The sequence below is a fragment of the Brevibacillus sp. AG genome (assembly GCF_028369215.1).
GTDB classification, from domain to species: Bacteria; Bacillota; Bacilli; order Brevibacillales; family Brevibacillaceae; genus Brevibacillus; species Brevibacillus porteri.
Window position 1 is genome coordinate 1 of record NZ_JAQMYO010000007.1, and the last position, 18,869, is coordinate 18,869.

The window sequence follows — 18,869 nt, forward strand, 5'->3', positions numbered from 1 at the left end:
TCATTCACTGACAGGAGGCTTCTTAAAAACTTTTTGTTGCTTCTATTAAGCAGCAGTCGGATCGGCTTTTACTGCCTGAACATAATCGTCTGCTTTCTTTTTGTCGAACTGACCTTCCCAACGAGAGATCACGATTGCTGCCAACGCATTACCTACTACGTTAACAACTGTACGAGCCATATCCATCAAACGGTCTACACCGGCGATGAAAGCAAGACCTTCTACTGGGAGACCTACAGAGCCGAGCGTAGCCAACAGTACTACGAACGATACTCCCGGTACACCAGCGATCCCTTTGGACGTAACCATCAGTACGAGCATCAGCGTGATCTGTGTGCTGATTGGCATGTGAATACCATACATTTGCGCAATGAACAGAGCAGCCAGTGCTTGGTACAGTGTGGAACCATCCAGGTTGAAGGAGTAGCCTGTCGGAATAACAAAAGACGTGATCGCCTTCGGACAGCCCATTTTCTCCATTTTCTCCATAATTTTAGGCAATACAGTCTCGGAGCTGGAAGTGGAGTAAGCCAACAACAGCTCGTCCTTCAGTACACGCAGAATGGAAGTGATTTTGACTCCGCTGATACGTGCGATGATGCCCAATACCACCAAAATGAAGAACAACATGGCAAAGTGAACCAAAATAACCAGTTTGCCCAATGGAATGAGCGATGACAAACCAAACTTGGAAACGGTAACACCAATCAGTGCAAAAACACCAAACGGAGCAAAACGCATGATTGTGTTTACAACCCAGAACATCGCGTCTGCAACCCCATTGAAGAAGTTGAGAACGGGCCTTCCTTTTTCTCCTGCTGCTGCTACACCAAGTCCAAACAGAACGGAGAAGAAAATAATGGCTAACATGTCGCCACGAGCCAACGAATCAAACACATTGGTTGGCACAATATTGACGAATGTTTCCACCATACCGTGGCTTTGTGTCGTTTCTGCCGTGTCTACATACTTGTGGATATCGGTCTTGGTAAGAAGGGTTCGATCCACACCGACACCTGGTTGAAAGATGTTCGCCGCCAAAAGACCAACGATAATGGCAATCGTGGTAACGATTTCAAAATACAGAATTGTCTTACCACCGATTTTGCCCAGCTTCTTCATGTCACCTACGCCTGCTACGCCCACAATAAGCGTGGCAACAACGATCGGAACGACAATCATTTTAATCAATCGGAGAAAAATATCACCGATAGGCTGTAAATAGGTCGCCACTGCCGGGTTGCCGTAAAAAATAGCACCCACCAGGATACCCAGAATGAGACCGACGACAATCTGCATCGCTAATCCAAACCGCTTCATTCTGACACCTCGCTATGAAAGATTAAGATGTGACTCTCAAGTCGATATGCTTACACGCATCAAACTTGTGTGGTATATAGGTGAGAATCATATCATGACTTTTTGTGTTTTCCCCTTTTTTATATTCTTTTCATTTCTTTATTTTTTCTGATAATACGCTATCGAATCGCGATATTACTGGGCTCATTGTGTTCGCTTCTGGAAAAATGATAAAATAAGGGAATCAATTTTCAGCGATTCTTCATTAAGAATGGAGCGCAGTCATGACGATTCGGAAAATGATTATCCTGCTACTGGTTCTGGCAGTCGGGTTGTTTCTTTTACCTTACTCCGTTCCCTTTTTGCTAGCACTGTTAACAGCAATTCTGGTTGAGCCGCTCGTCTTGTTTCTTATCAAAAGGCTACGAATGAACCGGATGAGTGCGGTAATCGCATCCTTTTTCCTGTTCCTCATTTCTTTTGGAATCGTGCTGTACTGGATCGGTACGCAGATCGTGATTCAGGGAATTGATTTGGCTCAGCGATTACCAGCTTTTTCGCAGCATATTTTCGAGTTGGTCGAATCCTATTTGATGAGCTGGGAAACTTACTATGAGTCGCTACCTGCCGAAACCGTCTCGGAAATCCAGAGTGTCTTCGCTGGTCTCAAGAGCTGGGCGCTTACTTCAGCCTCCACGGTTGCCAAAGGTATTCTCGGTGTGGCAGCCATCGTTCCGGGCTTTTTGATCTCCACGATTATTTACTTGGTTGCCTTGTTTTTGATCAGTCTCGATTTACCGAAATTGCGTGCGGGCTTCATGAGAATGTTCACGGTATCTGCTCGTGAAAAGGTTGAGGTGGTTATCTCTCAATTGAACCGTGCCACCGTTGGATTTCTACGTGCCCAAATCATCTTGAGCCTGATGACGTTCACGCTGTCCTTTTTGGGATTGCTCATTTTGCAGGTCAAGTATGCAGCCGTCATTTCGCTCATGATTGTTTTCGTCGATATTCTCCCCATATTGGGCGCAGGCTCGTTCCTCGTTCCATGGGCCATATACAACTTCTTGATGGGCAACTCTTCTTTGGCAATCGGCCTGATCGTCATCTTCCTCGTGATTACGGTCGTCCGCCGCATTATTGAGCCAAAGGTACTCGCATCTAATCTGGGAATTAGTGCTCTTGCCGCTCTTGTCAGCTTGTTCCTCGGATTTCAGGTGATGGGATTTTTCGGGCTGATACTCGGTCCAGCGCTCGTCATCATCTATGAGGCGCTGCGGAAAGCTGGATTCTTGAATTTCAAAATAGATTTTTGAAGGGCACAAAAGATAGGTAGTGCTACGGCCGTTTTTTCCGGTGATGAATCGGAAAAGCGGCCGTTAATATAGAAAGAGCTGGGGGAGCGCTTATGTGTGCATACAAAGAACTGACCACCTCACAACGGACGATCATGACGCCAGGGCCCGTCGAGGCCGAGCCTAGTGTTCTTCGCGTGATGGGTTCACCCATTTTGGGACAATTCGATCCAGAATTCACGAACATTATGAACGAAACAATGGAAATGCTTCGGAAATTGTTTCAGACATCCAATCATTGGGCATTCCCTATTGACGGAACTTCCCGGGCGGGCATTGAGGCCGTTTTGTGTAGCATAATCGAACCAGGCGATCGGGTGCTTGTGCCCATTTATGGACGCTTCGGGCACTTGCTCACGGAGATTGCGGAAAGGTACGGAGCAGATGTAATTACGATGGAAACGCGCTGGGGAAGTGTCTTTGAACCGCAGGACGTCATTGCCGAAATCGAGCGAGTTCAGCCGAAAATCGTAGCAATGGTTCACGGCGAAACATCCACCGGATGCGTTCAGCCTTTGAAGGAAATCGGAGAAGCTTGCCGCCGGATGGATGTCCTATTTGTCGTCGATGCTGTCGCTTCGATCGGCGGGACAGAAGTGAAGGTAGACGATTGGTATATCGACGCATGCATTGGCGGCACGCAAAAATGCTTGTCTGTCCCCTCTGGGATGGCTCCTATCACGTTTAATTCTCGTGTCGAAGCGCTCTTGCTCCAGCGGAAAAAGATCGAGCGTGGACTCGCTGATCCCTCTACTCCAAAATCTGCTCAAACCCGAACAATCCGCAGCAACTATTTTGACTTGAGCCAGCTCATGGATTACTGGGGACCTGCACGGCTGAACCACCATACGGAGGCGACAACGATGCTATACGCCTTGCGCGAGGGAGTGCGCATTGCCCTCACGGAAGGTCTGGCAGCAAGATTCGCCAGACATCGCTTGCATGAACAAGCCTTGGTCGCTGGTGTATTGGCGATGGGATTGCAGCTCTACGGCGATCCGGCTTGCAAGCTTCCCGTCGTGACCTGCATCAAAATTCCTGAGGGACTGGACGGAGAGTCAGTCCGCGCTATGCTGCTCGAGGATTTTCATATTGAAATTGCCAGTTCCTTTGGGCCGCTAAAAGGGACAATCTGGCGGATTGGCACAATGGGCTACAGCTGCCGCAAGAAAAATATTTTGCATGTGCTAGGGGCGTTGGAAGCGGTTCTCATCCGACATGGAGCGCGTGTGCATGCAGGACGGGCTGTACAAGCTGCTTTAGATATTTATCATAGCTAAAAACAAAGGCCGCCGGGTCAATATAATACCCGAGCGGCTTTTATTATGTTCACAACTGATTGCGAATTACCGTGCACTGGTCACATTTGTAAGACGCCCATCTGACACGGTGATCTTCCCGTTGACCAGCACATGTCGAATACCCATTGGCTGCTGCATCGGTGCCTCATATGTTGCCCGGTCTACGATCTTGTTCGGGTCAAATTTATTTGTGTTCTCCCATTCCCTTCGAAGGTACGTTCCCCACTGAGGGATGGGACGGAACTTGATTTTTTTGTTTATTAGCATATCCATTAAATCCATGTAGACTCTCCACTTTGTTAGTTTTCTCTATAACAATTGTCGTAATACAATCTCTTTTTCAATATGAGTCGCATACACCCCGAATTTTGGTGCAGCTACCTCAACCTTCCCCGACAGTAGAAGTTTCACAGCAAGATAAGGGAAGTTCACACCTGATAAGCATGAAGAATGCAAACCGCCTGACGCTCGCGGATTAATCTCTAATAATTTGGGCACACCATTTTTGTACTTTACTTGAACGTTGAAAAGGTAAGGAAGTCGCAGCTGTTCATGGACTGCTTTTGCCAGATCTATAAGTGCTTGATTTTCCTCTAGCAAACGAATTCGTCCTTCTACTTTTTTCCGTGGTACGATCGCAATTAACTCCTCTTCTGTTGCCAGGCAATCAATACTGTATTCCCAATCATCCAAATACTCCATGACCATGATGTCATCTACGGTTTGATCCCCTATGATGCTCAGAACTTCATCGATGGCGATCGTTTGGTTGCTTGATCCGAGCAGCTTGTCTAGGGGATTCATGTGTTCTTCGATGATATGAAAACCCGCTCCTCCTTCGCCACTAGCAGGTTTAAAGCAGACCTTATGACCTTTTTCTCTTAGCTTCTCATAGGCAATCTTAAATTGCTCGCTTGTGTTGACAATGAAATAATCAGGTATGTGTAATCCCGGGGTATCCCTCAAGGCTTGAAAGAGCTTTCCTTTGTCTGATACGGTTTCTAATAAGTCGGCATCTTTGCATACTAGAACAGATGTGCCTACTTGTTCAAACCGATCTAAATGCTTTGCAATTTCCACCAGTCTATAATTCGGGAAAAAGATATCGATCTGATGCTTCTGACAAAACTGCACGCAGTATTCAATATACTCTGGAATTGGCAAGCTTGGTTCAATCTCTGCAACATCAGCATTTTGCAGCATCACGCTATACCGTTTTGGGTGAGTGACATAAAACTCAAAGTCTAAACCGTCCGGATTTGTACGAATCATATCAATAAAATGATACGCTGTAGAGAAAGTACGATTAAACCAAATGCGTTTCTTCATGAGAAGTTCTTCCCTTCAACTCTTCATTATTTATAAAGAAAAGCGAAAGTCGCAATGACCTCGCTCTTATCATGTATCTTCTTTATGGACTTACCACTTTTCACACAATCAAAAACTAGGCAACAGCTTTTTCTGATTTTTCCTCTTTGCTTTTTCTACTTTTCAACCACCCAGCCAGAATGACAGCGACCGTTAAAACGATGGTAATAATCAGACCCACTGTGCTAGAAATATAATTTTGAATGATTTTGTCTTTCACAATCATATCGCCAGCAGTCCAAGCCAGAATTCCCGATCCAATGTAAGCGATGATTGGGAATCTTTCCAAAGCCTTCAAAATAAATGCCGATCCGATCAGGATAATCGGAATCGAGACAAGTACACCAATTGCGATTAACGTAATACTTCCGTGACTCACACCTGCAACCGCGATTACATTGTCCAAACTCATCAACGCATCTGCGTATATGATCGTCCCTACTGCACCCATTAAGGTCGTTCCACTCTTGATGTTGTCCTCGCCTTCATCAGCAGCTAACAGCTTGTAGGCTACCTGAAGAAGCAGTAAACCACCGATTGCTTTTAAAAGCGGAATTTGAATCAGCCAGACCACCATCGCAGCAAAAACAATACGTAGCGCAATCGCACCAAAAGTACCAATAAAAATGGCCTTCTTCTGTTGTTGTTTCGGGAGATTTCTCGCTGCCATTGCAATTACAACAGCATTGTCTCCGCTCAACACGATGTCAATCAGGATGATCGCTAGTAGCGCGCTCCATGATTGAACTAAAAAATCAGCTATCATTTCCATAAATACAGTTCACTCCATTTCTAATGATGTCCGCAAATAGTAACTGTATCTTTTGCTATTTCGAACCGACTGTCCAGCGCATATTCCACCCGTAGTAACGATCCATCTCCTGATGACCGGAGAAGTATTCAACCAATCTCCTGATATTGAACGTATCACCTTGTCTCTCAATCATCGCTACGGCACACACCCCTTTACGCGGGTCATGCACATCCATTTTCACTTCGATGGCTGGATTGTCAGCTTGCGTAATCGTTACCACACCATCGGTTTCTGCCCATTTGGCAACACCTTCGTAAATAAAAGCGTAGATTAGGATTCGTTCGAATTCCTTGACATTATTTCCGTTGATACGTAGATTCTCTCCTTCTGATCGGGTGCCTGTGCGGTCATCCCCATCTAATGCAATATAAGGAAAGTCGCGGTAGTTGCCAAGATTTCCACCTAATGCTTGTATACACCCTTTATATCCATCTGATAATTCATAAAGGCAGCCAAGGTCTAAGTCAATTCCTTTGCTTCTACCAAAAAAGCCCGTGTTCTGCTTTGTGCCTTTATTCCAGTTGAGGTTAACTAAGAGCTGCCCCAGGTTTGCTGAGGTTTTCTTTAAACTAATTGCCTCTCCCTTTTTCTTCAACTCAATTTTTGTGATCGAAATAGGGGGAGAAGTAGACACGACGGGTTCGGGTTTCGGTTCGGGTTTCGGTGCAGGTTTTGGTTCTGGCGCTTTCGACTCCGGCGTTTTTTCTTGGGATACCTCGATCCCAAAGTTTCCGCACAAAGCTGCCAGACCGCCATGAAAGCCACTGCCAATCGCATTAAATTTCCATTGTCCTTGATGTCTGTATAGCTCTCCTGCCACAATTGCATTTTCAATCGTAAAACTATCGAGCGGAAATTGAATAATTTCAGAGTTAGTAGAAGGATTTAGAATACGAAGACAAAGACTCGAAACACGATTAAATGAATGATTACGTGCAACCGCATCATAAATGGTAAGAGTAAAAGCGATCTTTTCTACATCAAGTGGTACATTCATTAAATCAATGTCAAAACGCTGTCTTTCGCTCGATCCTGTTAGAAGAGATACAGAGCCATTCGTTGATCTGGGGTTGCTGTAGAAAATAAAATCTTCTTCTTTATTAACTTTACCACTTTTCCCGATTAAGAAAGCCGAAGCATCCAGGTCAAGCCCATCGTTAGCAGTCCAGCTCAGTTCCACTGTAATTTTGGAAAGTCCAGGATTTGACTTCGTTACATCGATTTTTTGTCCCTTAATCGTCGTCATTCCCATTTCGATCACCCTTTATTTCAAAGGTCAGAAAACAGGTGCTAGCGCAATTACTAGCACCCATTTCTGGAAATTATGAAACTTGCAAACCAAAGTTATTGGCTAACGCTCGTAGACCACCGGAAAAACCGCTACCCACTGCTGCAAACTTCCACTCGCCTTGATGGCGATACAATTCACAAACAACAATTGCCGTTTCTACAGAAAAATCTTCTCCAAGATCGTAGCGCAGAACTTCTCTGCCTGTTGTTTCATCTATAATTCGAACAAACGCATTTGATACTTGTCCAAAGTTTTGGTTTCTGATATCAGCCTCATGAATCGTAATCGTGATCGCTACTTTTTCAATGTCAGCTGGAACAGCCTTCAAATCCACTTTGATTTGCTCATCGTCGCCGTCACCCTCACCAGTCAGGTTGTCACCAGTGTGAACCACCGATCCATTCCCGCCTTGAAGGTTGTTGTAAAAGACAAAATCTTGAATCCCGGACGCTCTTCCACCTGTACGCAAAAGGAAAGCAGCTGCGTCGAGGTCAAAAGCTTGTCCGCCACTGTATTTATTTGTGTCCCAACCAAGACCAACAACGATTTTTGTTAAATTCGGATTGCCTTTTGTAAGATCAATTTTCTGACCTTTAGTTAAACTAATAACTGACATAAAAATTCAATCCTTCATCTGTGGTTTGTATGCTTCTTATCCGATGTTTACTCCGAAATCGCGAGCGAGTCCTGCCAATCCATCTTTGTAACCAGAACCGATTGCACTGAACTTCCATTCGCTACCGTTACGATACAGCTCTCCAACTACAATCGCAGTTTCGATAGAGAAGTCTTCGCCCAAATCATAGCGGAGTAATTCTTCGTTGTTTGCAGGATTTACCACGCGTGCATAAGCGTTGGAAACCTGTCCAAAGTTTTGGTTACGAGTTTGCGCATCATAAATCGTGATAGCAAAAGAGATTTTTTGAATGCTAGCCGATACTTTGGACAAATCAATATTGATTACTTCATCGTCGCCTTCCCCTTCGCCAGTGCGGTTATCACCAGAGTGCACAACGGAACCGTCAGGGCTAGTTGCATTATTGAAGAAAATAAAGTGTTGGTCATCCAGTACTTTTCCTGCATCATTCAAGAGAAATACAGAAGCGTCGAGGTCGAAGCTTTGTCCTCCGTCATACTTGTTTGTATCCCAACCAAGACCTACCTGAATTTGAACCAGACCAGGATTCGTTTTCGTGAGATCTACCTTTTGACCTTTTTGCAAAGATACTGCCATGTTAAAAAACCTCCTTATATTTCATTCATTTTAAAAATTTTCAAATTAGCTATATCTTCTTACAAGTTGGGAGATAGCTGTGTCTGTCGTCCCTTCGCCAATCGCAGAAAACTTCCACTCACCATCGTAACGGTATAGTTCTCCTATAATTAACGAAGTTTTTCCCGAATAATTATCGGTTAGATTAAACTTGCACAAATTCTGATTGTTCGAAGCATTGACTACGCGAATATACGCATTGCCGATCATCCCGAAATCTTGGCGACGACTCACACAATCGTAAATATTCACAACGAACACCAATTTATGTACATCATTGGGTACTCGGCTCAAGTCTACGTTCACTTGCTCATCATCACCTTCACCATCTCCGGTGAGATTATCTCCTGAGTGTGATACGCTGCCGCATTGACTTTTTTTGTTGCCGAAGTAAACAAGGTTCTTCTCTTTAGTTATTTTCCCGTTCTGGTCGAGCATAATTACGGAAGCGTCACAATCGATGTTTGCGTTACTCCCGCCACCAAAAATGCCTCCAAGCAACCCGCCACTTTTCTTGACCGGGTCCCAGCCTAGACCAACTAACAATTTAGTTAATCCTGCATTCCCTTTTGTCAGGTCGATCTTCTGACCTTTTTGCAAACTGACTACTGACATGTTCTACCTCCCAACCTCATTAAAATTTTACAGATTCATGTAATGAAGTAAAATTTTTTAGACATCACTATTATTTCATAAATCTACCAAAATATCTACATGAATCCCGTAAAATCGACGATATGTGCAATATTTTGACAAGTAATAACGTTTTACAGATTTAACGTGTTATCTTTATTTGCTCAATTACCCAGTCAAGAATTTCCTCTGACGCTCGTATTCCATTCTTAGCTGTAAACTGAAACGGTGTGTCTTGTGCTGATATTTGAGCAAGATGATAGATTTCCCCATGAGAAGGAATCAGAGAGTTTTTCGTGCAGGACACCAAAGGCAAATCGAGCAAAGAGTCTCCCGATGCGAAAATCTCTGTCCTCTTTTCGATGTCTTTTACATAGAGGACTGCATCGCGTTTATTCACGGCTCTTGGCACAAAATAAAGCTTTCTCCCCTGGATGGATACTGTCCAATTGCCTTGCTCCATCCATTGCACAAAACCGTCCCATTCGCTTGTTGGCATATTTTGGCGATCGATGATGAAATAATGAAACAGATCTTCTGCCGATTTTCCATTGAGAATCCAGCTTGAGTCTTTTATGTCTTCAAAACGCGCCAAAATATCCGTGATGGATATGCACTCATCCTCTATACGCTCACGAATTTTTTTGTTCCACGACTCATCGACAGCCCCATTACGGATGATATTCCCACCATTGCTCGTGACCGCATACGCAGGCCGCAGCTCGTTCTGAAATACCGTAATTCTCCTATATTGCTCGATCGTTCTCGTAGTCACTGGAATAAACAGCATGTGCTTATGGATCTCTTGCAGTAGCAATAGTGCCCGCTCTGTCATATACGAAATTGGCTTTCCATCCAGTTGCTCGATTAAGCGTACCTGCAGCGTCGGGTCCGTTAAGAATCGCTCCGAATATATCAACGTCTGGTCAAGATCACTGGCAAAGATCATCGGTTATCCTCCCCCTGTGGACGAATGATCCCACAACAAGAGTAGGAAAGGTCTGAACGTTCTTCAACCGGTACACCGCGATCATGGGCCAGCAAAAGAATGTGGGCTAAATAAGGATTATCCATTCGATTCACAAGGATTTTCCACGGAACTCTTCGCAAAAGGACACGAGTGGTCTCTCCCACTCCAGGCTTGATTAGATTGATATCATTTATCTTGTAATCCTGTTGTATTCGCTGGATATCACGTTCGCCACTCCATGTGATCCATTGCTCCTCATCTTGAATCAAGTGCATGCTGCACTGTTGCTTCGCTGTGTCTGCCAGCTCGTGGAAATGTTTAGCGATGGTATCAACAAAAAGATTGGATACGTCCTCAGACAACCATTCACGATAGTATTTCGCCCCGTGAAAGTCTGTAGGTCCGATTAAATCCTGGCGATGAACAGTCCGACTGACCAAGCCTGATACCGTAGAATTGAGACATGCACTCGGGATAAGAAAATCTTCCCGTGTTCCAAACTTGCTCACACAATGACCTGGATCAGCCAATACTGCCAGATCGTCATCAAGATGCGTTCCCAGCTTTTCATTAAAGGATTTGATCGCTTTTTGCAGCACCCGCGTAATCGCACCTTTTCCCGTCCATCCATCCACAAACTGAATTTTGGCTCCTGGATGCTTGTCTAGCATATACAAAAGAGCATTCTCATCGATGCCCTTTCCACGGATAATAGAGATGCTATAGTGTGGAATATGTAACCGATGAATGGATTCCAGATACCTTTTTATTAAAATGCCAATTGGCGTTCCTGCCCTGGCAAGTGAGGCAATCACTACATTATTTCCCTTCGTAGCCTTAATCAGCTCTGCTACGATGGCAACTGCCAATGCAACCTTTTTGGCTGATGTTTGTAAGGTTTGATGGAACAATTCAATATATTCTTTTGTTGGACGGTATTCGATCGGTAGCATCTCTGAGTAATGGTGTCCCGTCTGAATTAATTCCTCACGATCCTCTGTCTCTGTCTCCCTTATCAATCCGTTTATCTCTTTAAGCAGAAATGTCACATCACCTGGAGGGTAGCTGCCCATTGGTGAAGGTTCTTGGATTACGCGTTGTAAAGACTGTAAATTCAAGAGTCTACGCCACCTTTATCCGAAAAATACGATATATTTATTGGGGATGGAAAGATTATTCACCACGTCATAAAAGGAGCGCAATCGCTCTCCCGTCGTCCCTCGCTCAAAAAATACGAATACATCTGAATAGTAGTTATCAGGGATGTTGTAACAAAAATTCGGTACAAGCGGGTCATCAGGAGAAGAGAAGGCGAATGCATTTTTCACTGCGTACTTCTCCATCTCAGAAGGATGGATCGGGCTTCTTGTGGTCGACTGGTACCAAACGTCATCACCCATATGCGCCGCAATCATCATTGGGATGTACATAAATTCGCCTGTCCCCATGCATAAAGTTTTTCCGCTCCTATACGCGCCTAATTCGATTCCCGTTTTTTCGCAGTACGTATTCAGCAAGTTTTGATCCGAGCTTATCATCCCAAAACGTCCCGTTTGCAACAAATACGGCCGTTGATTAGGAAAGTCGCTTGAATCCATAGAGGTATAGCTCAAACGGGGCCATTCTGCCCCATCCATTTGTATAATTTTAGGGAAGCTGCTGGTTCGCTCAACAATACTCTTTTCTTCATTATCATTCTTTTCAACCGGTGCTCCCTCCACTTTGATTTGTCCTTTCACGAGGGATACGTTAGTAATTGTGATGTTTAATTCCTCTTGTAACTCCCTGAATCGCTGACAATCCTCATCAGATCGCCAGTCGAGCAAGGAAGCCACAATGTAATGACTACGAGGATACTTCTTTTGTATTTCTCGAATGATATTGAGCGCAGTTTTGCCTGTAGTGATCTCATCATCTACCAAAACAATCGGCGCATCTGTGGATAACAAGTGGTCCTCACGAGGGTACATAAGATGAGCCACTGCGTGAGAATGCTCCTCTTCAAACGTAATTGATGGCTGTATATCCTGAATCATTTCTCTTGTCGTATGGATATAGTACGCGTTGTTCTGAAAGCAGCTAAACATGGAATGACCGAGGCCCGTTGCAGTTTCGGCAAAGCCGATAAAAAGCACCTGCTCAGGCAGTTCAAATCGCTTTTGCATCAGTTGCTGGAAGACCTCTTGACTTCTCTCTTGATTCATCAAGCCTTGAACGAGTGGAGCAGTATCCACCTGCTGACCATAGTAGGCTTCTAAAAAACGCGTACCTAGTAAAGCACCACTCACCAACGATACAGCCGGAATGACTGGAATATGCTTTCCTAGTACCTTACTTACGAACAAAAAGCCTCTCTTCTTATTAATCCGACCTGCCATTCCGAAAAGAAGCTCTAGTGGAAGCTCAAATGGATTCTTCTCCACAATCACTTCCACTTCCAAACTATCGAGAATATTGAAGCTGTATCTTGGAGGATTTTGCCAAGAGGTTGATAAAGTTGTTGTGTCCATGATACACCCCATAAATTTTTGATTTCACCAAAACTCTTTTTGCCCAATTAGTATGCGGCTTTACTTCATTCATTTTGTTGGAAAAGTGACTTTTCAGTACTCCGTTGGAATTGCTTTGCAGGATGCTCATGGCATCCTCGTATTCTTCATGGCTAACAACAGAGAGAGAATGAATGATTTTGATATGACTTGGATGAATGATGGTCTTGCCCGTCAATCCATTCTCTTTATCTAGGAGCACTTCTTTTATCAGTCCGTCTTCGAATTTATTTAAAAGCTTTAATCTCAGTTTTCTTCCTTGTACGCCACCAAGCTGTTTTTCAAAAGGCGACTCTCTTAGCTGCGGCTTGAGCAGTCGATCCCCATTAGTGAAGTACTCCCAAACCGGTCCAGAGAGAACATACCCCTTTTCGGTTCTGGTAAAAATATTGACCATGTCACTAATACAATCCCGAATCGTAGAAATGTCGTAGATAGTCACATCGGGTCCCCTTCTCAACCCAAACAGGCTGGAAAAATCAGTAGCACCCATCCGGACGTTCAAAACGAGATCTTCATATTTATCTAAAATTTGACGAATCGAAACAAGCTCGTCCACTCGCGTTTCTTTATAAATAACCTCAGCAGATTCCAGAATAGGCATACCGTAAACCGTAAAAGAAAGAGGGGCGTTAATCGAATGGAGAATGGAAAAATATTCTTCGCCATTTCTGCTCGTGAATTTTGGGAAAACAAAACCAGCGAGCACATATAGATCTTCACCCAGCGTATCTGCTATACGTTTCATTTGGGCTGCGTCCCGAACCCGAATAAAAATAAGAGGAACATCATTGATATCCAGTTCACCGAGTCGCAGCTGGTGTGCCAGGGTAGCAAATTGTTTAAGCAAGCTTTGCTCCGCTTCCACAACTTCGTGATCACCGATTGCATCTTCCAGACAAGCCACCATCGAAACAAGACCTTCATGCTTCTTTCGAACGATATCTTGAGAAATCGTTGCCTTCGTTGCAGGCATGTATAATGTGGCTCCCAGACTACAGGAAAGGATTTCCTTCTCCGTGTTTCTATTAAACGAAACCGGTTTTCCATAAAATAATTCATCGCGTTCTTCTGCACTCAAATAATCGAAATGTCTCATGAATAAACGTTTTTACTACAATAGTAAAAACCCCGCCCCTTTCCTAATCTATCCATACCATTATCATTTGGAAGCAATACACATTTAAATAACATTACATCCAATAGAGAAAACAACTGTAAATATAACTTACTCTTTCCAGTATAATAAAAATGTCGATATGAAACGAATTAAATTTCGACAAAAATTACGAAAACAATGTCATTTTTTCTTGTTTTTTGATGACGCTGGAATAGGAAGTTTTAAAATGGATGTTGGACCTGAAGAATTTAAGTCTCCCTCTATCTTTAATCTATTTGGAGCGAAAAAGTAAAAAAAGAAGGGCTACCGATCAGGCGCCCTTCTTTTTTATAGCTGAAACTCTGCTGGATTGAGATTAACAACCCCACAAATCTCTCGAACAACGGATTTTTCCTGTTCATCAAAATGACCATCCGCGGAACCAATTGCGCAGCAAACACTGACAACAATACGCGCAGCCTCAGCATTATTTTTATATTTTCCTATCACTTTCAATGCCTCCATCTTGCCGACACCGTGATCGAATTCAAAGCCAGATACAAAGTGATTAAATCTCGCAATGACATCATTCATGTTAAATACCTTTAACTCTTCACTTCTTCCAATATAAGCAGCCATCTTTTGTTTTTCTGCGGAATCAATACTGCCATCGGCAGCCGCTACCAATGCGCAGCCTGCTACCACTGCATCTAGAAAATCTCGGTTTTGAAACTTTTTCACTTGCTCTTGCAAACCAACTTTTGTCGATTTCAACCAGTTTGTGAACGTACTCGTCATTGACATCCTATTACCTCCATTAAAAATTTTACATTATTTCCTTCTATTATAATACATTATTCGACAGCGATTAACAAAATCTGTTATCCCGCTCTCTCGCAACAACTGAAAGAACATCCGAAAGAGACTCGTGCCATTGTAAGGCAGGTACACCATCGGTTTTGGCGCATCAACATAGTTGTTTGACATCCTGAAGGGGGCGCAACGTTAAGGCTGGAAATGTTGCTGCCATACGCAAAACCTCATCAAGCAAATCGTAAGGACCTATAACTGCGACTTTGATTTCCATCGCTCCCTACCACTTCCTCTCCGAATTTTTACTGCCATGCATTTGGCCATTCTTACATGCAATTTCCGTTAATAGTCCTTTTATTTTTATCCCCTTTTTCTATGAAAAAAACGTGCAAGGAACCACTCCGTCTTGCAGAATGATTCCCTACACGTTTTCTCGACTATACGATTCTATTATTTCTGACTGACACGCGCCAGCAAATCGACGATATGCACGGCCTCCATCTTTCCTTCCAGCCCAGCTCGATGAATGCCTGCTTTCATTTGCAACAGACAGCCCGGATTCGAGGTCACGAGAATGTCTGCTTGGGTAGCCGCTACATGACCCATTTTTTCATCTAAAAGGCTTCCGGCCATCTCAGGCTGCACCAGATTGTAAATGCCCGCTGAGCCGCAGCAGCGATCTCCCTCGCGGAGCTGTACGTATGTGGCTCCCGGAATGGCTTGCAGCAGGTTCACTGGCTCTTTGGTCACCTTCATCCCGTTGCGCAGGTGACAGGAGGATTGATAAGTGATCCGTTGGGGCAATGACTGCCATTCTGTTGGTTCCACGAGGAGTGCAAGCAACTCGCTAATATCCTTCACGCGTGAAGCGAACCATTGTGCCTTCTCCTGCCATTCTGCATCTTCCCCCAGCAAATGGTCGTATTCCTGTAGCATCGCCCCGCAACCGCCTGCATTGGATACAATGATATCCACATCAGCCTTGTGAAAAGCAGCCACATTTTTTCGCGCCAGATGGCGAGCCTGTTCACGCTCACCGCTATGTGCATGGAGAGCACCGCAGCACACCTGGTCTGGAGCGATGATTACCTCGCAGCCTGCCTCACTTAGAAGCCGCACGGTGTTGCGATTCGTCTCATTGAATAAGACATCCATGATACAGCCGTGAAACATTCCTACGCGATACTTGCGCTCGCCTACGGCTGGAATAACCGTGCCACCGAAAAAGTCCACGATCCCTTTTCCAGTTGCTTCAGGCATGATTGCTTCCATTTCCCGCATTTGCTTAGGCAGGATGGATAACACTCTTAGCTTGCGAACGGCTTTTTGCACTCCTGAGCGCTGATAGAAGTGCAAGAGTCCACCGAGCTGGTACATGCGTTTCTGATGAGGGAACAGGTGGAAAAACGCGAGCTTGCGGACGGCTTTGACCCACCATGGATGCTCCTGCACTTCTTCGATCGCTTCTCTCGTCTGCTCGATCAGTTGACCGTACGGAACACCTGCTGGGCATACCGGCTCACATGCCCGGCAGCCTAGACACAGATTCATTTGATCGACGAAATCTTTGTCCGGCTCCATGACACCGTCTGCTACGGCTTTCATCAAGGCGATGCGACCTCGTGGAGAAGCTGCCTCATAGCCTGTTTCCCGAAAGGTCGGACAGGCTGGCTGACAGAAGCCGCAGCGCATACAGTTGGACAGCTCGTCGTAATCGAGTTTATTCACCAAGGCTTCTTTAAGCACGCTGGACCACCACTCTGTTCCGGGACTGTTTGGCAAACATTTTGTCAGGGTTCAGGAGATTGTGAGGATCGAAAGCGTACTTGATGCCTTTCATGATCTCCATACCTGCGGCCCCTACTTTCCACTCCAAATACGGTGCCTTGACGATTCCTACGCCATGCTCTCCCGTAATCGTTCCCCCCAAATCGATTGCCGCTGCGAAAATTTCCTCGAAGGCATGCTCGACACGCTCGATCTCTTCCGTGTTGCGAGCGTCTGTCATGCAGGTCGGATGCAAATTGCCGTCTCCTGCATGACCAAAGGTACAAATTTGCAGTCCGTAACGCTCCGTAATCTCTTGAATCGCAGCGACCATCGGCGCAATCGCGGCGCGGGGAACTGTTGCATCCTCCAAAATGGTCGTCGGACGCATCCGTGACAATGCGGCGAGCGCACTGCGTCGGGCGGTCATTACCTCATCAGCTTCCTCGGCTGTCTTCGCTACCTTAATTTGGACGGCATCATTCTCCTCGCAAATAACAGCGATCTGCTCCATGTCCCGATCAACCGTCTGTGGCTCTCCGTCCTGACCGATCAGGAGGATCGCCGCCACATCTGTCGGAAGCCCGATCTTTTTGAAATCCTCGACAACACGGATCGTGCCCTGATCAAGAAATTCAAGCGTGCCAGGAATGATACGATTGGCAATGATAGCAGAAACAGACCTCGCCGCCTGTGCCATATCTGCGAACATCGCCAGCATAACCCGCTGTGTCTGCGGCTTCGGAATCAGCTTGAGAATAGCCTCGGTAATGATCGCCAATGTGCCCTCGCTACCGACCAAGAGCTTGGTCAGATCATAGCCCGCCACATCCTTCATCAGCTTGCCCCCGGTACGGATGACCTCTCCGTTCGGCAACACAGCTTCGAGACCCAGCACGTAATCCTTGGTTGTTCCGTACTTCAACCCTCGCAGTCCACCCGAATTAAGCGCAATATTCCCGCCAATCGTGGAGATGACCATGCTGCCTGGATCTGGTGGATAAAACAAACCAAGCGCTTCTACCGCCTGATGGATGTCGACCGTTCGAACCCCCGGCTGTACCGTTATCGTCAAATTTTGTTCGTCAATCTCTACGATCTGATTCATCCGGCTCAATACCAAAACAATTCCGCCACCGACTGGTATCGTTCCGCCGCATAGATTAGAGCCTGCTCCACGCGTCACAATCGGGATGTGATGTCGTGCTGCAACTCGCATGACCTGCTGGACTTCGGCTGTGCTCTTCGGCATGACGACCACATCCGGCAATGCTTGCTGCATCGGCGTCGCGTCATACGAATAGGCGACTAATGCTTCCTGTTTGTCGAGACAGTTTTTCTCTCCGACGATGGCACGCAGCTCTTCGCGAATGGATTCTGGCAACATGGAATCTCTCCATCCTTTCCCAAAAACTTAGTCCAACTGCTGAATGGCTTCCCTGATTCTTCCATTGGTAACATTCAACAAACGAGTGGCCTCTTCCCTGCTCGATCCCGTCAGCTTCATGATAATAGCTGTCTTCGCATCACCATCTGCCTGATCAGCCAGTTGCTCTGCTTCCTCGTAACTCGCTCCGGTCACTTCCATGATGATCCGCTTTACTCGTTCCTTCAGCTTGAGGTTGGTTGCTTGCACGCTGACCATCAGATTTCCGTACACTTTGCCCAAACGAATCATCGTCGCTGTCGTCAGCATGTTTAGCACCAGCTTTTGGGCTGTTCCTGCCTTGAGTCTCGTCGATCCGGTCAATACTTCCGGTCCTACGACCACATTAATCGCGACATCTACGCCTTCATTGATGTACGAAGGCTTGTTGCAAGAGACAGCAACCGTCTTGGCTTCGATCTTCTGTGCCTCTGCCAAAACACCGAGAACATACGGAGTCCGTCCACTGGCTGCGATTCCTACGACCACATCATTTTTGGTCACGCCGTATTTATGCACATCTTCTTGACCTAATTCAAAAGAATCCTCTGCGCCTTCTACCGCGCGTACCATTGCAGATGGTCCGCCTGCAATCACACCCTGAACGAGCTCAGGCTGTGTACCAAAGGTCGGCGGGCACTCGGACGCATCCAAGATCCCTAAACGTCCACTTGTTCCAGCACCAAAGTAAAACAGTCTCCCGCCCTTTTCCAATGCGTGTGAGATGACCTCTACCGCATCGGATACTTGATCGAGGACGCGCTCTATCGCATAAGGTACCTTCTTGTCCTCATCGTTCATCATTTGCACGATGCCTCGGGCACTCAATTGATCCAAATCACTGCTGCTCTCGTTTTTTCCTTCAGTCGTCAATGCTTGCAAGTTCTCCAGATTCATGCTCTATCGAACCT

18 protein-coding genes are annotated in these 18,869 nt (G+C 45.5%); 2 read left to right on the plus strand and 16 right to left on the minus strand.

Annotation, left to right across the window (positions count from 1 at the left end; all coding sequences use genetic code 11):
* Positions 1-45 precede the first annotated feature (45 nt).
* Complete coding sequence (locus tag POF51_RS18740; RefSeq protein ID WP_069845751.1) at positions 46-1,320, minus strand: cation:dicarboxylate symporter family transporter; 1,275 nt, start codon at positions 1,318-1,320, stop codon at positions 46-48.
* 263 nt (positions 1,321-1,583) lie between these two features.
* On the opposite strand from POF51_RS18740, the gene ytvI reads away from it, so the two are divergent.
* The gene (gene ytvI / locus POF51_RS18745; RefSeq protein ID WP_069845753.1) at positions 1,584-2,615 is read left to right on the plus strand and encodes a sporulation integral membrane protein YtvI; all 1,032 of its coding nucleotides are present in this window, start codon (positions 1,584-1,586) and stop codon (positions 2,613-2,615) included.
* A 92-nt stretch (positions 2,616-2,707) separates the two neighbouring features.
* Positions 2,708-3,934, plus strand: a complete 1,227-nt coding sequence (locus POF51_RS18750; RefSeq protein ID WP_069845755.1) for a pyridoxal-phosphate-dependent aminotransferase family protein — start codon at positions 2,708-2,710, stop codon at positions 3,932-3,934.
* A gap of 66 nt (positions 3,935-4,000) precedes the next feature.
* Here POF51_RS18750 and POF51_RS18755 read toward each other — a convergent pair whose 3' ends face one another.
* From POF51_RS18755 to murQ, 15 genes are all read right to left on the minus strand, one after another.
* Entirely contained in the window at positions 4,001-4,237 is a 237-nt protein-coding gene (locus POF51_RS18755; RefSeq protein WP_271755888.1) for a DUF4275 family protein, read from the minus strand.
* Between the two features lie 27 nt (positions 4,238-4,264).
* Positions 4,265-5,284, minus strand: coding sequence for an ATP-grasp domain-containing protein (locus tag POF51_RS18760; RefSeq protein ID WP_069845757.1), 1,020 nt, complete (start codon positions 5,282-5,284; stop codon positions 4,265-4,267).
* A 115-nt stretch (positions 5,285-5,399) separates the two neighbouring features.
* Complete coding sequence (locus POF51_RS18765; protein WP_017250924.1) at positions 5,400-6,095, minus strand: TerC family protein; 696 nt, start codon at positions 6,093-6,095, stop codon at positions 5,400-5,402.
* A gap of 55 nt (positions 6,096-6,150) precedes the next feature.
* On the minus strand, positions 6,151-7,389 hold the full coding sequence (locus POF51_RS18770; protein WP_069845759.1) for a TerD family protein: 1,239 nt from the start codon (positions 7,387-7,389) through the stop codon (positions 6,151-6,153).
* A gap of 70 nt (positions 7,390-7,459) precedes the next feature.
* The gene (locus POF51_RS18775; protein WP_069845761.1) at positions 7,460-8,044 is read right to left on the minus strand and encodes a TerD family protein; all 585 of its coding nucleotides are present in this window, start codon (positions 8,042-8,044) and stop codon (positions 7,460-7,462) included.
* A gap of 36 nt (positions 8,045-8,080) precedes the next feature.
* Positions 8,081-8,662: a TerD family protein gene (locus POF51_RS18780; protein WP_017250921.1), complete on the minus strand. Its 582-nt coding sequence runs from the start codon at positions 8,660-8,662 to the stop codon at positions 8,081-8,083.
* A gap of 45 nt (positions 8,663-8,707) precedes the next feature.
* Positions 8,708-9,316 carry a TerD family protein gene (locus tag POF51_RS18785; protein ID WP_017250920.1) on the minus strand — a complete coding sequence of 203 codons (609 nt, stop codon included), beginning with the start codon at positions 9,314-9,316 and terminating at the stop codon, positions 8,708-8,710.
* A gap of 160 nt (positions 9,317-9,476) precedes the next feature.
* Complete coding sequence (locus tag POF51_RS18790) at positions 9,477-10,283, minus strand: HAD family hydrolase (protein ID WP_017250919.1); 807 nt, start codon at positions 10,281-10,283, stop codon at positions 9,477-9,479.
* On the minus strand, positions 10,280-11,377 hold the full coding sequence (locus tag POF51_RS18795) for a cysteine protease StiP family protein (RefSeq protein WP_069846574.1): 1,098 nt from the start codon (positions 11,375-11,377) through the stop codon (positions 10,280-10,282). Before POF51_RS18795 ends, POF51_RS18790 begins: the two co-directional genes overlap by 4 nt.
* Positions 11,378-11,437: 60 nt before the next feature.
* Positions 11,438-12,814: a phosphoribosyltransferase family protein gene (locus POF51_RS18800; protein WP_271755892.1), complete on the minus strand. Its 1,377-nt coding sequence runs from the start codon at positions 12,812-12,814 to the stop codon at positions 11,438-11,440.
* A complete protein-coding gene (locus POF51_RS18805) occupies positions 12,747-13,952 on the minus strand; it encodes an HpcH/HpaI aldolase/citrate lyase family protein (protein WP_069845763.1) in 1,206 nt (401 codons plus the stop codon). The genes POF51_RS18800 and POF51_RS18805 overlap by 68 nt, the downstream gene beginning before the upstream one ends.
* A gap of 348 nt (positions 13,953-14,300) precedes the next feature.
* Positions 14,301-14,756 (minus strand): tellurite resistance TerB family protein, encoded by a 456-nt coding sequence (locus POF51_RS18810; RefSeq protein ID WP_069845765.1) that lies wholly within the window; start codon positions 14,754-14,756, stop codon positions 14,301-14,303.
* Between the two features lie 459 nt (positions 14,757-15,215).
* Complete coding sequence (locus tag POF51_RS18815) at positions 15,216-16,511, minus strand: (Fe-S)-binding protein (protein WP_271755893.1); 1,296 nt, start codon at positions 16,509-16,511, stop codon at positions 15,216-15,218.
* Entirely contained in the window at positions 16,504-17,919 is a 1,416-nt protein-coding gene (locus POF51_RS18820) for an FAD-binding oxidoreductase (protein ID WP_069845768.1), read from the minus strand. The genes POF51_RS18815 and POF51_RS18820 overlap by 8 nt, the downstream gene beginning before the upstream one ends.
* A gap of 27 nt (positions 17,920-17,946) precedes the next feature.
* On the minus strand, positions 17,947-18,855 hold the full coding sequence (murQ, locus tag POF51_RS18825; protein ID WP_069845770.1) for an N-acetylmuramic acid 6-phosphate etherase: 909 nt from the start codon (positions 18,853-18,855) through the stop codon (positions 17,947-17,949).
* Positions 18,856-18,869: the final 14 nt, after the last annotated feature.

Excerpts from the sequence above, each read along its gene's own strand:
- POF51_RS18740 (WP_069845751.1), bottom strand. The coding sequence starts at position 1,320 with ATGAAGCGGTTTGGATTAGCGATGCAGATTGTCGTCGGTCTCATTCTG.
- ytvI (WP_069845753.1), top strand. The coding sequence starts at position 1,584 with ATGACGATTCGGAAAATGATTATCCTGCTACTGGTTCTGGCAGTCGGG.
- POF51_RS18750 (WP_069845755.1), top strand. The coding sequence starts at position 2,708 with ATGTGTGCATACAAAGAACTGACCACCTCACAACGGACGATCATGACG.
- POF51_RS18755 (WP_271755888.1), bottom strand. The coding sequence starts at position 4,237 with ATGGATTTAATGGATATGCTAATAAACAAAAAAATCAAGTTCCGTCCC.
- POF51_RS18760 (WP_069845757.1), bottom strand. The coding sequence starts at position 5,284 with ATGAAGAAACGCATTTGGTTTAATCGTACTTTCTCTACAGCGTATCAT.
- POF51_RS18765 (WP_017250924.1), bottom strand. The coding sequence starts at position 6,095 with ATGGAAATGATAGCTGATTTTTTAGTTCAATCATGGAGCGCGCTACTA.
- POF51_RS18770 (WP_069845759.1), bottom strand. The coding sequence starts at position 7,389 with ATGGGAATGACGACGATTAAGGGACAAAAAATCGATGTAACGAAGTCA.
- POF51_RS18775 (WP_069845761.1), bottom strand. The coding sequence starts at position 8,044 with ATGTCAGTTATTAGTTTAACTAAAGGTCAGAAAATTGATCTTACAAAA.
- POF51_RS18780 (WP_017250921.1), bottom strand. The coding sequence starts at position 8,662 with ATGGCAGTATCTTTGCAAAAAGGTCAAAAGGTAGATCTCACGAAAACG.
- POF51_RS18785 (WP_017250920.1), bottom strand. The coding sequence starts at position 9,316 with ATGTCAGTAGTCAGTTTGCAAAAAGGTCAGAAGATCGACCTGACAAAA.
- POF51_RS18790 (WP_017250919.1), bottom strand. The coding sequence starts at position 10,283 with ATGATCTTTGCCAGTGATCTTGACCAGACGTTGATATATTCGGAGCGA.
- POF51_RS18795 (WP_069846574.1), bottom strand. The coding sequence starts at position 11,377 with ATGGGCAGCTACCCTCCAGGTGATGTGACATTTCTGCTTAAAGAGATA.
- POF51_RS18800 (WP_271755892.1), bottom strand. The coding sequence starts at position 12,814 with ATGGACACAACAACTTTATCAACCTCTTGGCAAAATCCTCCAAGATAC.
- POF51_RS18805 (WP_069845763.1), bottom strand. The coding sequence starts at position 13,952 with ATGAGACATTTCGATTATTTGAGTGCAGAAGAACGCGATGAATTATTT.
- POF51_RS18810 (WP_069845765.1), bottom strand. The coding sequence starts at position 14,756 with ATGTCAATGACGAGTACGTTCACAAACTGGTTGAAATCGACAAAAGTT.
- POF51_RS18820 (WP_069845768.1), bottom strand. The coding sequence starts at position 17,919 with ATGTTGCCAGAATCCATTCGCGAAGAGCTGCGTGCCATCGTCGGAGAG.
- murQ (WP_069845770.1), bottom strand. The coding sequence starts at position 18,855 with ATGAATCTGGAGAACTTGCAAGCATTGACGACTGAAGGAAAAAACGAG.